The organism is Brevibacillus sp. SYP-B805 (assembly GCF_011059135.1).
In the GTDB taxonomy this organism is placed as follows: Bacteria; Bacillota; Bacilli; order Brevibacillales; family Brevibacillaceae; genus Brevibacillus_F.
On the sequence record NZ_JAALGD010000001.1, the window covers coordinates 10,808 to 23,855 of the forward strand.

A 13,048-nucleotide genomic window follows, 5' to 3' on the forward strand; every position below is an offset into this window, starting at 1 on the left:
AGAAATGAACACCCAAGAAATCGTGCAAAAGCTGTGGAACCTGTGTAATGTATTACGGGATGACGGGATCACGTACCATCAATACGTGACCGAGCTTACCTATATTCTGTTTTTAAAGATGTTGAAGGAAACGGACAGAGAGGACAGCATCCCGGACCACTACCGTTGGGACTCTCTCACTTCCAAGCATGGAATTGAACTGTACGACCATTATCGCAAGCTGCTGCTGGACCTGGGAACGGAAGGCCATGGCCTTGTGAAGCAAATCTACGCAAATGCTAACACGAACATTAACGAACCGAAGAACCTGGAGAAAATCATCCGCTCAATTGATGAGCTGGATTGGTACAGCGCACGGGAAGAAGGTCTCGGCGATCTATATGAGGGTTTGTTAGAGAAGAACGCAAGCGAGAAGAAATCGGGCGCGGGTCAGTACTTCACTCCACGTCCGCTGATCAATGTCATGGTGAAGCTGATCGACCCACAACCGGGTGAGAGATGTAATGACCCGGCTGCGGGTACCTTTGGGTTCATGATAGCCGCCGACCGACATGTCCGGGAGAAAACAAATGATTATTATGATCTGAGTGATCGCGAAGCCGAGTTTCAGCGCAAAGAAGCGTTTACCGGTTGTGAATTGGTGCAGGACACACACCGATTGGCGCTGATGAACGCAATGCTCCATGGTTTGGAGAGTGAAATTCTCCTCGGCGATTCCCTGTCCAATCTCGGAAAAGAGATGGGGAATATGGATGTGATCCTGACCAATCCCCCTTTTGGTACGAAAAAAGGCGGGGAGCGTCCAACTCGGGACGACTTGACGTTCCCCACCTCTAACAAGCAGCTCAACTTCCTGCAGCATATCTATCGCTCTTTGAAGGCAAACGGCAAAGCCCGCGCAGCGGTTGTGCTGCCGGATAATGTGCTGTTCCAGGATGGCGACGGGCAGAAAATTCGCGCTGACCTGATGGACAAGTGTAACCTGCATACCATCTTGCGCTTGCCGACCGGTATTTTCTATGCCCAAGGGGTAAAGACCAACGTCCTTTTCTTCACTCGAGGCACAAGCGATAAAGGAAACACAAAAGAGGTTTGGTACTACGATCTTCGCACCAACATGCCGAGCTTTGGAAAACGTACTCCCTTGACCGAAGCCCATTTTGACGGATTCGTGGCCGCTTATACTGCGGAAGATCGGACAAAGGTGCAGGATGAGCGCTGGACCCGCTTCACCCGGGAAGAGATTGCGGCAAAAGGAGACAATCTCGATTTGGGATTGATTGCGGATGAGTCCCTTTCTTCCTATGAAAATCTCCCCGATCCTATCGAGTCGGCGGAAGAAGCGATTGCAAAGCTGGAAAAAGCCATTTCTCTTCTGAATGAGGTCGTAAAAGAGTTAAAGGCAACCGAGGAGGGTCAGCAGTGAGCAAGAAAAGCATCAAAGAGAAGAAGACCCTTGAGGAGTTATTGGAAGAGGCGCTGGTGCCTGAAGAAGAGCAACCTTATGAGGTGCCGGAGAATTGGACGTGGGTGAGGATTGGGTCCATATACCATTTTATTGGTGGTGGAACACCTTCAAAGTCTAATAGCTCGTATTGGAATGGAGAAATACCTTGGGCATCAGTAAAAGACGTAAAAAATAAGTATTTATATAGTACCCAGGATAGTATTTCCACGGAAGGACTTGAAAATAGTTCTTCTTCACTGGCGATTCCGGGAGACGTTCTATTAGTTACTAGAATCTCACCCGGAAAGAGTACTATTACAAAAATTAAAACAGCAATTAACCAAGATCTAAAGATTGTCCGGTCTATTTTGGGTATTCCCTCTTTTTTTACGTGGGCATATTTTACAAATAATATAAATGTCATTGAAAATATGTCATCAGGTACTACAGTAAAAGGTGTAAAACTTGAAGAACTTTCAAGACTTCCATTTCCCGTACCACCTATGCCAGAACAAAAACGAATTGTTGATCGGGTAGAGTCGCTTTTGGAAAAAATCAATGAGGCGAAGCGATTGATTGAAGCGGTTACTAACTTAATTCAGGATTTTCGCCAATCTGTTATCACACGGGGTTGTTTTGGTCAACTAACGGCAGAATGGAGAAATCAAAACTCTGTAAAAACGTCCGCTAATGAGCTTCTACTTCAAATAATCGAGGAAAAGAAAAACATTTATTCTCTTCAGTGTTTAATTGAAGAGGGTAAAAAGAAGAAACCAAGAATCTCGAAAAATATCAATTCTATCGATTTCTCTACTATCAAATGGTCAATACCAAAAGAGTGGGTACTTACTAATCTAGGAACTGTCATATACGATTTTCAGTATGGTACGTCTGAAAAGAGTGAGTATAACTATAACGGAGTCCCTGTACTTAGAATCCCTAATATTTCTGATATGAGTCTTGATTTCACAGACCTAAAATATCTCAACTCTGGAGTCATTGAAGAAAATAATACCGTTAAGAATGGTGATCTTCTTATTATTCGTTCAAATGGTAGTAGAGATTTAGTTGGAAAGACAGCAATAGTAGAGAACGTAAATCAAGTAGTTGCATTCGCATCATACTTAATCAGAATGCGTCCAGTTATAGTTGAACCTAAATACATTTTATATTTACTACAGACCTCACGAGTAAAAGAACAATTTTTTTCAAAGGCAAAGTCATCTGCAGGAATTAATAACATTAACACCGAGGAACTTTCATCAACTGTTATACCACTTCCTCCCTTGGAAGAACAAAAAGAAATAGTTAGACTCATAGAGAGGCAACTCAAGTGCATAGAAGAATTAGAAAATCAATGTAAATTAGGAGGACAAATTATTGAGCAACTTCCTAAAACCATATTAAATAGAGCCTTCCGCGGTGAACTTGGAATCAACAACCCCGACGAAGAAAGTGCAATTGAAATAATAAAAGAAACATTATCAAAACAGCTGTGTTGACGACGAACGGGAATGCATTTAGAGGCATTCCCATCCTTTTTAATAGCTGGACGCAATTAATAAATTCAGCAAGGAAGTTGTTATGGAGAGGATCAACACCCCCAAAAACCATTCAGATCTTTCTCCCGGGCGGCTCTCCACGTAGCATCCGAATTGTAGAAATAAATTATCATGGCTACTCTGTACAGCGCAAGCAATAAGTACCGACCTCCTGCAAAAAGTATCGATCACCAGTTGTTCCGTTATTTCGGCTACCCATCGTCAATTACTTTACGGGAAAATAAGTCAATCCATGTTGCCAAATAGAAAAATCCTTCACGGGGGCTCGCCTCATCAGAACAGCTGGAAATTGTCGCTTTCCTGCAAGTCGTTGGAAGGGAATGGTTTGATAAGATATCTGAGCAAATGTTTTCTTTGAAAACCAACAAATTGAATTTGTTCAATAATAAAAGCCCGATAAGCGTAATTATCGGACCTCCCTTTTCATATGAAAACAAGGCGCATGTCAGTGTTAAAATAAGGAGTAAGATAAAAAAGAGTTTTAGAATAAGTGGGTGAGATGTATGAAAATAGAGATGGGAGAATCTCTAATGCTTTCTTGGTTAAGACACGTGAAAACATGTCAATCCGTCCAATTGAATTGGAAACCCTCTACCGCTTCATGGGAATTACATAATGAAGAAATTATTGAAAAAATAATGTATGAGTCAAGTAAATTTTATCAAGATAAGTACGATCTTAACATATATAAAAACAATAAATCTCACACGCAATTACTTCAACAAGGTGAAATCGATGTTCTCGGTTTAAAAATTAAAAATGCATACGTAGAAAATATTTATGCAATTGACATTGCTTTTCACGAGGCGGGATTGAACTACGGTAATACTAAAGAAACTATCGAGCGTGTGCTTAAGAAGATGACAAGAACAGCAATGATATTGCACGGATATTTCAATATGAAACTAGGGAACATAATTTTTGCTTCACCAAAGATTAACAAAGTTGTATTTGAGCCATTATTGAAATGCGTTAGTGAGCTAAAAGAAATCTTCATGAGTTTAAATTTAGACTTTAAGTTTGTTGTATATGCAAATGATGAATTTCAAGAAAAAATATTTAATCCAGTCATTAGTCTGTCAAAATCAATAGCCGATACCTCAGAACTGTTTTTGCGAAGTATACAATTGTATAATATGTTTTCGAATCAGTCGATAACTTCTAATAGAACAGCTCATAGTGAAGCATCACAAATTAATACTGTCCCTGTAACTGGTGAAGATAAAATAGGAACATTCGTCCGCAATCAACTTCGTACGATAATACAATCTGGTTCTCTTCCAATTCATGTAATTAAAAAGCTGTGTGACAAGGAATACTGTAAGTCTACATTCGATCTTAATTATTCATTATTGAAAAAAGTTAATGAAGAAGTCCCAATAAATGAGCAGAGATTGGTAAATGGTTATTATAGGTATTGGTCTGAAATTTTTACATATAATGATGAAAAGTACTTTGTGTGTAACGACTGGTATGAAAGGAATAGGACGCATTTTATTCGATGGCTTGAAAATATAGAAATAGAAAAAAATCTTTACGGTTCCCGGGGTTAACTAAGAACATTAACGTCTCTTATGATGGGCTTATAAGGTTTATTATCGGGCCTTGTCGCTCCTTACTAACAGACGGGGTGATTTTTATTATACCAGATGGAAGATTAGGGATAGGGGGAACAATTAAATGTTATGGTGGGAATTACAAAATGAAATTGATTTTGACCATGTTAAAACTCTTAAGGAAGGTTTTATCATAATCATTGATACAACCGGAAATAAGATTCACAGAACTTCTTGCCCAAACATTTACAAACCTTACTTCATACAGAAGGTTATAAAAAATAGGAAAAAGAATGGCACATACTATTATACAGATACCCTTGCTTTAGCAGTTAAAAAATGGAACCCTGAATGGTGTTTGCAATGTAAGTAAAAGGAAAAAAGCATCTCAAATTGTGGTCATTGAAAAAGTTAACATACTCAACTTGAAAATTTGCATCTTTACAGGATACGCCTTTTCAATAAGGGCCGCTTGCTCCGCATTTATCGGACGGAAGTCGTTCTACGAAGCAGTTTGTTTGTGGGCGTCTTACTCGTGTCTTTCGGTGTTCGATGTCGTTTAGAGCCAGGTACAGCTCACATGGATGGGTCTCTCGCCCGCAGAACTCCCGGCCATTGTCCGTAAAGAAAACCGATACCGAAAGTCCATGTTTGCGATAGAACGGAAGCACATCGTTGTGGAGAAAGGCAATGGCACATTCCGGCAGTTTTTCGGTATGGAGAAACCCAAATGCATAGCTTCCGTACGTATCGACGACCGCTTGCAGATAGACTTTGCCCACTCTTTTTAAGGTCCCGACAATAAACGTATCCTGAGCCAACAATTCACCAGGACGGCTGCTTTCCACATGACGTTCGTGAAAACATAGATTGGCCTTTTCGATGAGGATTGCTTGCTCCGCCGTCAGTTCCACAGGGTTTTGCAGTACTTTTTCTTCCAGTTTCAGCAGCCGTGCGTAGCGAGAGCCCATGCCATGTTTGTGGAGGATGTTCTGAATCGTGGGGGGAGGACTGACATAGGTGCCTTGCAGTTTGAGCATGTCACTCAGCCGGGCCCAACCCCATGTCGGATTGTTCAGACTCATCTCCAGCAGTTTGTCCATCACTTCCTTCGGAGTGGGTTGCGGATGGGATTTATGGATTGGCAGCGAATCTTTCAGTCCCTCAAATCCGTGCGTTTGAAAACGGCGTTTATATTCGTAAAACTGGATACGGGACATCGCGCGTTCCCGGAACACTTTGCTCACATTTCCCAGGGCTTCCGCCAACTCCAACACACTTAACCGCTGATAAGCAACTTTGTCCTCCGCTTTCATGGCTTCTCCTCATTTAGGTTTACCTTTAGCAGTTTAGTTGTTCGTGGAGAAGCCTAACAGTACAAATGATGTTAGGGTAGGGATCGCTGGTTCGAACCCAGTCCAGATCCACCATACATAAGAAGCAGAAACCCTTGAGAAATCTGGGGTTTTTTGATTTCATTTTTCGGGGCCGTTTGAAAAAATGGGGTGAAAACGCCTTAGGGTCAAAAAATTCTTTTGTAAATTGCATCCATCCAGCCCCGCAACGATTGAACATGCCATTTCTCCCCGGGTTAACTTGCGCAATCACCAATAACGATATTGATAGCTATAGTCCGCGATTCTGTCCCAGGTTTCGAAAGTCCACCGATTCCAAACACTTCTGTTCAAATCAGTCTCGTCGGTGATCACCATTCGATATTCCCCCGGTTGAAGCGGGATGACGGATGATTCGTGCACCTCGATCTCCTCGTTCTGTTGGTTTTTTGCGGTAATCATCACCTGCGCCTGAACGGGACGATCCAGATGATTCTTGACCATGAACAGATTCCGGTAGGGATTCGGGCTTGAGCCTCTTCCCGAACTGATACGGCCGGAATACAGGAGATGGACGGTTATCTCCTGATTCGTTTGTGGGTCATATTTGGTCAATACCTGCTTGGCACGATTCAGTATTTGGGCATACTCCCATTTCTGTCCGAGCGGGTAAAACCAAAAAAAGAGCAGAGAGAACAGGAAAATAATCATAAAAAGCACCGTGTTTGCCACGATTGGATTATGTAAATGGGGGTTACCTCGTCCGATAAAGTGAGTCACTATCCCCACAAAGAGCAGGATGACACCGATGAAGCAGAGGATGAATAGATTTACACGGGAATCCTGTGCCGACGGGAAAATGGGAAAGTCATACATATATCGATAATAGAGCTGCAGGGCAAGGGTAATGGCCATAACCAGGACGAATGAAATCGCGCCAGGCGCCATTTTTTGGCGTATCGTCTTTGGTTTTTTCGTCGGAATAAAGCCAACCACAAGGAGGAGAAAGGGGGAAATCCCCAGGGCAGACATCAGAAACAATTCCATATCACCAGCTCCCATCCCATAAAATTCCTGTTTATCATAACATACGGAATTGTATCATATGGAATACTTTTCTTTAAAAAAATAACACGTTCGCTCCTGTACAGACGCAAGCAAAAAGTAAGTATCGTTTCTCGCAGAGCGGTTTGTTATGCCACAAGCCACAAATGATTTGAAACGGTGTTGTTGGGATTGTGGGAAGTTTATCCGAGGATCTAGTCCAAGTTTGTGTGTAAAGGGTGGCGTCGCGGATCTTTCGCATAAAATGACCCTCTGACACGTTGCCACGTCACCCCTTGAAAATGGGTACGAATGTCACGGGTTTTTGAAATGGCTCTCTCAATTATATGGTCTCATCTTCAGAGCATTCAGATGCTTTTTTTTTGTTAGAATGGGAAAAAGTAGAACATGATGGGGTGAATGACTGTGTACTACCGTGACTTCAGCTTGCCGGAAACGGGCCTGTTAATCTATGAAAGCAAGCATCAAAACGGGGGACTTGTAGCGAAGCATCACCACAAAATCTACCAGATCCTCTATGCCATTGACGGCGCGGGAACGATCACCCTTGACGATAAAGCCCATCATTTTGGGCAAAATCAAATCTCCTACATTGTCCCTTTCACCAACCACTCGATTGAATCCCACTCCAAGTTGACCGTATTGGTATTATCCTTTCGGGAAGAATCCTTAACCTCGATGATAACCCCAGACTTCTTCCGCTTGTTAAAAAAAGAGTCATTCGTGCTTGGATTAAACCCGGTTGTGGCAAGTGACATCAAGCTTCACTTGAAAAAAATGCTGTTTGAGCAGCGGAATCAAGACCCGCTTTCCACCTACGCGATTCTCAACTCTTTGATGAATGTATTGATTACGCTGGAACGAAGCAGGACAAGCGTTTCCTATACGGATGCCAACACGCTTCGTGCTGAGCGCATGCGTTCCTATCTGGAGACCCATTATTTCAGGGATATCACCACGAAGGATCTGGCTGCTCTGTTTGAGATCAGTGTCCGTTATGTGAATGAGATTTTCAAAGAACGATTCAAGACGACGCCGATGCAATACTTAAACAATGTAAGAATCGAACGGGCGAAGGTGCTGTTGAGGGAGACAGACAAGGATATCGTCACGATCTGTTTTGAGGTTGGGTTTGAAAATATCTCTACCTTTTACCGCACATTCAAAAATGTGACGGGCATTTCGCCCAACAAATTTCGGGGGATGCATCCACTGTCTTGATGCGGTTATTTCTGATTTTGCGAGTTTAGTTCTTCTTTTGATAAGACAGAATTGCCGGTATTTTTATAAAATTTGGATGCGATGACAGCATTACCGTTTGGAAGGAGATGAACGAATGGAAGTTGCGAAACAAACGATGTTCCCGACAAAGCTGGAAGAAATTTCAGCACGGATTGAGCGTTTGCCGCTGACCAAATGGCAGGTAAAGGCACGGATGATTGTGGGGGCCGCCACCTTTTTCGATGCGTTCGATGCCCTGGCGATCGCCTATACGCTCCCGGTTTTGATCAAAGAGTTCTCCCTGAGCCCCGGACAGATCGGCATGGTCATTTCGATCGGTTTTCTGGGTCAACTCATCGGTGCGGTCACTTGCGGGCTCCTGGCAGAAAAAGTGGGCAGGCTGCGCATGACCATATGGACCGTGTTGATTTACTCCATCATGAGTTTTCTGGTCGCAGCCTCATGGAGCTACGGGTCTTTGCTGTTGTTCCGATTTTTGCAGGGGATCGGCTTGGGAGGAGAGGTTCCGATTGCTGCGTCCTATATCAACGAGATCACGAAGGCGCAGAGGCGCGGGAAATTTGTCCTCTTGTATGAACTGATCTTCTCATTTGGACTGTTGGCGGTAGCGATCCTGAGTTATTTTATCGTTCCGGTTTTCGGCTGGCAATGGATTTTCATCATCGGTGGGCTCCCTGCCTTGTTGGTGCTGTATATGAGGCGGACGCTGCCCGAATCGCCGAGGTGGCTGGCGGAAGCAGGGAGAGAGAAGGAAGCCGAGGAAGCCATGGCCTATATTGAGAACCAGATCCGCGCGCGGACCGGAAAGGAACTGCCCGAGCCGCACATCGTACCGATCAGGGAACATCAGCAGGCAACGCGTGTAAGCGAACTGTTCCAGGGCATCTACCGGAAACGGACATTGGTCGTATGGTCCATCTGGTTTACCGCTTATCTTGCCTTTTATGGAGTGTCAACTTGGGTACCCTCCATCTTCAAGACGGTTTTCAATCTGTCGGTGGAACAATCCTTGCTGTATGGTCTCATCTTGATTTTAGCCGGAGTTGTAAGCGCATTCATTTGTGCGATCACGATAGATCAGGTCGGTCGGAAATTGTGGCTGGCCGGTTCGATGGTGTTTGGGGCCGTTTGCTTCCTGGTTCTGTGGCTCTTGGGGGCAACATCTGCAGGACAGGTGCTGCTGTGGGCATCATTGGGTTATGCTTGGGTGCAGATCGTCGCGATGGCGCTCTACCTTTATACGCCGGAGATTTACCCGACACGGATGCGGGCGTTGGGAACCAGTATCGCAACTGCCTGGCTCCGACTGGCGTCCATCATCGGGCCGACGTTTGTGGGGTATATTTTATCGGACTCCTCGATCCCTTATGTTTTTCTGGGTTTCGGTATCGTCGCCCTGATCGGGGGGATTCTATTCTGGCTGTTTGGGATTGAGACCAAGGAACAGCGGCTGGAAGAGATATCGCCGTAAGAACATCTGTACCAATAGCAGGCAGGAAAGAGAGGCAGGCGAAGCAGATCAGCCTCTCTTTTTTCGCCGTCTTGTCGAACTCAAAAGAAGACTTCCGATTTTCGGAATGCACTTCCATGTTTCGTAAGACGCAAATTTTGAAATTTTGTACAGTTTGATCATATATATTCCCTCATGGAAGGAGAAATCATATGGCATTGCACAAGTTGGGCATTATCATGAATGGCGTAACCGGTCGGATGGGCACCAATCAGCATCTGATCCGCTCGATCGTTGCGATCCGGAATCAAGGAGGCGTTTCTCTGCCGAACGGGGATGTGATCATGCCAGACCCGATTCTGGTCGGAAGAAACGAAAACAAGCTGCAGGCATTAGCGGAGGCGCACAACCTTACGCGCTACAGCACCAATCTGGAGGAGTGTTTGGCAGACCCGTACAACGTCATCTATTTTGACTCGCAGACGACGGACCGTCGGGCAGAAGGCATTCGCAAAGCAATCGCAGCAGGAAAACACATATACTGTGAAAAGCCGACCGCATCCAATCTGGAAGATTCTCTCGAGCTGGCCCGAATGGCTCGTGAAGCGGGTGTCAAAAACGGTGTCGTGCAGGATAAGCTGTTCCTGCCCGGGCTCCTGAAGTTGAAGCGGCTTGTGGATTCCGGCTTCTTTGGGCGTATCTTGTCCGTCAACATGCAGTTTGGCTATTGGGTGTTTGAAGGGGATTGGCAGCCCGGCCAGCGGCCTTCCTGGAATTATCGGGCGGAAGATGGCGGCGGCATTATCTTGGATATGTTCCCCCACTGGAGATATGTGTTGGACAATCTGTTCGGAGAGGTTCGCGCCCTCTCTTGTCTCGGTGTCACCCACATTCCCCAGCGCGTGGACGAAAAGGGAGAACCGTATGCATGCACAGCGGAGGATGCGGCATATGCCACGTTTGAGCTGGAGGGAGGAATCATCGTGCATGTCAACTCTTCCTGGGCCGTACGGGTCAACAGGGAAGATCTGCTGACGATACAGGTAGATGGAACTGAGGGAAGCGCCGTAGCGGGACTTCGTGATTGCAAGGTTCAGCATCGGGTGAACACGCCCAAACCAGTATGGAACCCGGACATACCGAACCCGTTCAACTTCTTCGAGCAGTGGCAGCAGGTGCCGGACAATCAGGTCTTCGACAATGCGTTCAAGATTCAGTGGGAGATGTTTCTCAAGCATGTGGCAGCGGATACACCGTTCCCCTGGGATCTGCTGGAGGGCGCCAAGGGTACCCAATTGGCTGAGTTGGGGCTTTTATCCTGGCGTGAGCGCCGCTGGGTTGATGTACCCAGGCTGGAAGTATAGGGGGGAGAGGCATGTCTCGAGAATTGACATTACCACGTAAGGATGGCTCGCTATTCACCTATGTTCCTGGAAATGGTCCATCCTATGATGTTCCGTCAGGGAAACCGCGCAGCCGAACAGCTTTTGCAGCGGCCCACGTAGTATGCGATCCCTTGGCGGACACCGACCCGCTTCACCAGTCCCGGATTGATTGGAACGCGACCATGCAGTATCGTCATTATCTGTGGTCGCTTGGGTTTTCGGTAGCGGAGGCGATGGATACGGCCCAGCGCGGGATGGGGCTTACGTGGCAGCACGCGAAGGAATTGATCAGTCACTCCATCGAGGAAGCTCGAGCTGTCGGAGGTCATATCGCTTGCGGGGCGGGCACGGATCAGTTGACACCGGGAGCACAGGTGACATTGGACGATGTGGAAGCTGCCTATGAGGAGCAGTGTTCCTTCATAGAGGCGAAGGGCGGTCAAATCATCCTGATGGCAAGCCGGGCTTTGGCAGCATGTGCGAGACGACCGGATGATTACGAACGAGTATATGGTAAAATCCTGCGTCAGGTATCCCGCCCGGTGATCCTGCACTGGTTGGGCGACATGTTCGACCCTGCGCTGAAAGGGTACTGGGGATATGAGGATGTCGATGCTGCGATGACGGTTTGTCTGCGGATCATTCGTACCCACCGCGACAAAGTGGATGGCATCAAAATCTCGCTGTTGGACGCAGAAAAAGAGATTACGATGAGGCGTCTTCTGCCTGAGAACGTCAAGATGTACACCGGGGATGACTTTCACTATCCAGCCTTGATACGCGGCGATGAGCATGGATACAGCCACGCGCTGCTCGGTATCTTTGACGCGATCGCCCCCGCCGCTGCCGCTGCGCTCCATGCCTTGGATGAGGGGGATACAAACCGGTACGATGCGATTATGGAGAGCACCGTACCGTTATCCAGGCACATTTTCCAGAAGCCGACCTATGCCTATAAGACAGGGATCGTATTTCTGGCGTATCTGAACGGCCACCAGTCTCATTTTCGCATGATCGGCGGGGCGGAAGGAGCACGTTCCGTTGTTCATCTATCCGAAATCTTTGTCCTTGCCGACCAGGCCGGGCTGCTGCGTGATCCCGAACTGGCAAGCGAGCGCATGCGCCTCGTACTTGCGCTCGCAGGCATCAGGTAGGAGGGATCGTATGGAAAAGCTGCAAACGATTGAGCGCCTGAGCTTAAATCAGATCACGACTGAGAATTGGAGCCTGCCCGAAGCGGTGAAAGGATGCGTCCGGGCAGAGATTCCCTGGATCAGTCTATGGCGGCATAAGATCGCCGAGACGGGGCTGGCAGAGAGCAAAAAGCTGGTGCGCGAGGCAGGGCTTCGTGTCTCGAGTGTCTGCCGGGGAGGAATGTTTCCGGCTGGAAGTGTGTCCGAACGCCAAAAAAAATTGGACGATAATCGCCGTGCGGTGGATGAAGCGGCGGAATTGGAAGCTGAGGTTCTTGTCCTCGTATGTGGGCCTGCCCCGGACAAGGATATCGAGAGTGCCCGGAAATGGGTGGAGGAAGGAATCGAACAGCTGGTGCCATACGCAAAATCGTGTGGTGTCCGGTTGGGGATCGAGCCGCTCCATCCGATGTACGCTGCGGAACGGTCGGTTGTTGTGACCCTGGCCCAAGCAATTGATCTGGCCGAGCGATACAGCCCGTCGGATGTTGGGGTTATCGTGGATGTCTTCCATGTGTGGTGGGATCCGGATCTGTATAACCAGATCACCCGTGCGAGCGGTCGTATCCTGGGATTTCACGTCTCGGACTGGATTGTCCCAACCCCGGATCTGCTGATGGCGAGGGGAATGATGGGAGATGGGGTCATTGAAATACGCCGCATCCGTCAGGCGGTTGAAGCTGCCGGCTATGCGGGCCCGATCGAGGTGGAGATCTTTAATCGGGCGATCTGGGAGCAGCCTGGTGACGAGGTTCTCGCCATGATGAAAGAACGTTATCTGCAGCATGTGTAAGAAATAGGAAAGGGGGTGGCC

The 13,048-nt window shown here is 46.8% G+C and carries 10 protein-coding genes and 1 pseudogene; 9 read left to right on the forward strand and 2 right to left on the reverse strand.

All coding sequences use genetic code 11. The annotated features are described in order from the left end of the window. The first annotated feature begins 4 nt into the window (after positions 1–4). From G3578_RS00035 to G3578_RS00050, 4 genes are all read left to right on the forward strand, one after another. On the forward strand, positions 5–1,426 hold the full coding sequence (locus G3578_RS00035; RefSeq protein WP_165207477.1) for a class I SAM-dependent DNA methyltransferase: 1,422 nt from the start codon (positions 5–7) through the stop codon (positions 1,424–1,426). Beyond that, the gene (locus G3578_RS00040; protein WP_165207478.1) at positions 1,423–2,949 is read left to right on the forward strand and encodes a restriction endonuclease subunit S; all 1,527 of its coding nucleotides are present in this window, start codon (positions 1,423–1,425) and stop codon (positions 2,947–2,949) included. Before G3578_RS00035 ends, G3578_RS00040 begins: the two co-directional genes overlap by 4 nt. 563 nt (positions 2,950–3,512) lie before the next feature. Continuing rightward, on the forward strand, positions 3,513–4,562 hold the full coding sequence (locus G3578_RS00045; protein WP_165207479.1) for a hypothetical protein: 1,050 nt from the start codon (positions 3,513–3,515) through the stop codon (positions 4,560–4,562). Positions 4,563–4,689: 127 nt separating this feature from the next. Continuing rightward, on the forward strand, positions 4,690–4,938 hold the full coding sequence (locus G3578_RS00050; RefSeq protein ID WP_165207480.1) for a hypothetical protein: 249 nt from the start codon (positions 4,690–4,692) through the stop codon (positions 4,936–4,938). Positions 4,939–5,062: 124 nt separating this feature from the next. On the opposite strand, the pseudogene G3578_RS00055 reads toward G3578_RS00050, so the two are convergent. Then, positions 5,063–5,881: pseudogene (locus tag G3578_RS00055) on the reverse strand (transposase family protein); the annotation flags it as partial. A 288-nt stretch (positions 5,882–6,169) separates the two neighbouring features. Continuing rightward, positions 6,170–6,931 carry a hypothetical protein gene (locus tag G3578_RS00060; protein ID WP_165207482.1) on the reverse strand — a complete coding sequence of 254 codons (762 nt, stop codon included), beginning with the start codon at positions 6,929–6,931 and terminating at the stop codon, positions 6,170–6,172. Positions 6,932–7,363: 432 nt separating this feature from the next. On the opposite strand from G3578_RS00060, the gene G3578_RS00065 reads away from it, so the two are divergent. The 5 genes from G3578_RS00065 (at position 7,364) to G3578_RS00085 (ending at position 13,027) form a co-directional block, all read left to right on the forward strand. Continuing rightward, the gene (locus G3578_RS00065) at positions 7,364–8,185 is read left to right on the forward strand and encodes an AraC family transcriptional regulator (protein ID WP_165207484.1); all 822 of its coding nucleotides are present in this window, start codon (positions 7,364–7,366) and stop codon (positions 8,183–8,185) included. Between the two features lie 115 nt (positions 8,186–8,300). Continuing rightward, positions 8,301–9,677 (forward strand): MFS transporter, encoded by a 1,377-nt coding sequence (locus tag G3578_RS00070; RefSeq protein WP_165207486.1) that lies wholly within the window; start codon positions 8,301–8,303, stop codon positions 9,675–9,677. A gap of 191 nt (positions 9,678–9,868) precedes the next feature. Further along, entirely contained in the window at positions 9,869–11,020 is a 1,152-nt protein-coding gene (locus G3578_RS00075) for a Gfo/Idh/MocA family protein (protein WP_165207488.1), read from the forward strand. A gap of 11 nt (positions 11,021–11,031) precedes the next feature. Further along, positions 11,032–12,195 (forward strand): dihydrodipicolinate synthase family protein, encoded by a 1,164-nt coding sequence (locus tag G3578_RS00080; protein WP_165207490.1) that lies wholly within the window; start codon positions 11,032–11,034, stop codon positions 12,193–12,195. A 10-nt stretch (positions 12,196–12,205) separates the two neighbouring features. Further along, complete coding sequence (locus tag G3578_RS00085) at positions 12,206–13,027, forward strand: sugar phosphate isomerase/epimerase family protein (protein ID WP_165207492.1); 822 nt, start codon at positions 12,206–12,208, stop codon at positions 13,025–13,027. Positions 13,028–13,048 lie beyond the last annotated feature (21 nt).

Coding starts and splice junctions, on each gene's coding strand:
- G3578_RS00035 (WP_165207477.1), top strand. CDS start 5: ATGAACACCCAAGAAATCGTGCAAAAGCTGTGGAACCTGTGTAATGTA.
- G3578_RS00045 (WP_165207479.1), top strand. CDS start 3,513: ATGAAAATAGAGATGGGAGAATCTCTAATGCTTTCTTGGTTAAGACAC.
- G3578_RS00050 (WP_165207480.1), top strand. CDS start 4,690: ATGTTATGGTGGGAATTACAAAATGAAATTGATTTTGACCATGTTAAA.
- G3578_RS00060 (WP_165207482.1), bottom strand. CDS start 6,931: ATGTCTGCCCTGGGGATTTCCCCCTTTCTCCTCCTTGTGGTTGGCTTT.
- G3578_RS00065 (WP_165207484.1), top strand. CDS start 7,364: ATGACTGTGTACTACCGTGACTTCAGCTTGCCGGAAACGGGCCTGTTA.
- G3578_RS00070 (WP_165207486.1), top strand. CDS start 8,301: ATGGAAGTTGCGAAACAAACGATGTTCCCGACAAAGCTGGAAGAAATT.
- G3578_RS00075 (WP_165207488.1), top strand. CDS start 9,869: ATGGCATTGCACAAGTTGGGCATTATCATGAATGGCGTAACCGGTCGG.
- G3578_RS00080 (WP_165207490.1), top strand. CDS start 11,032: ATGTCTCGAGAATTGACATTACCACGTAAGGATGGCTCGCTATTCACC.
- G3578_RS00085 (WP_165207492.1), top strand. CDS start 12,206: ATGGAAAAGCTGCAAACGATTGAGCGCCTGAGCTTAAATCAGATCACG.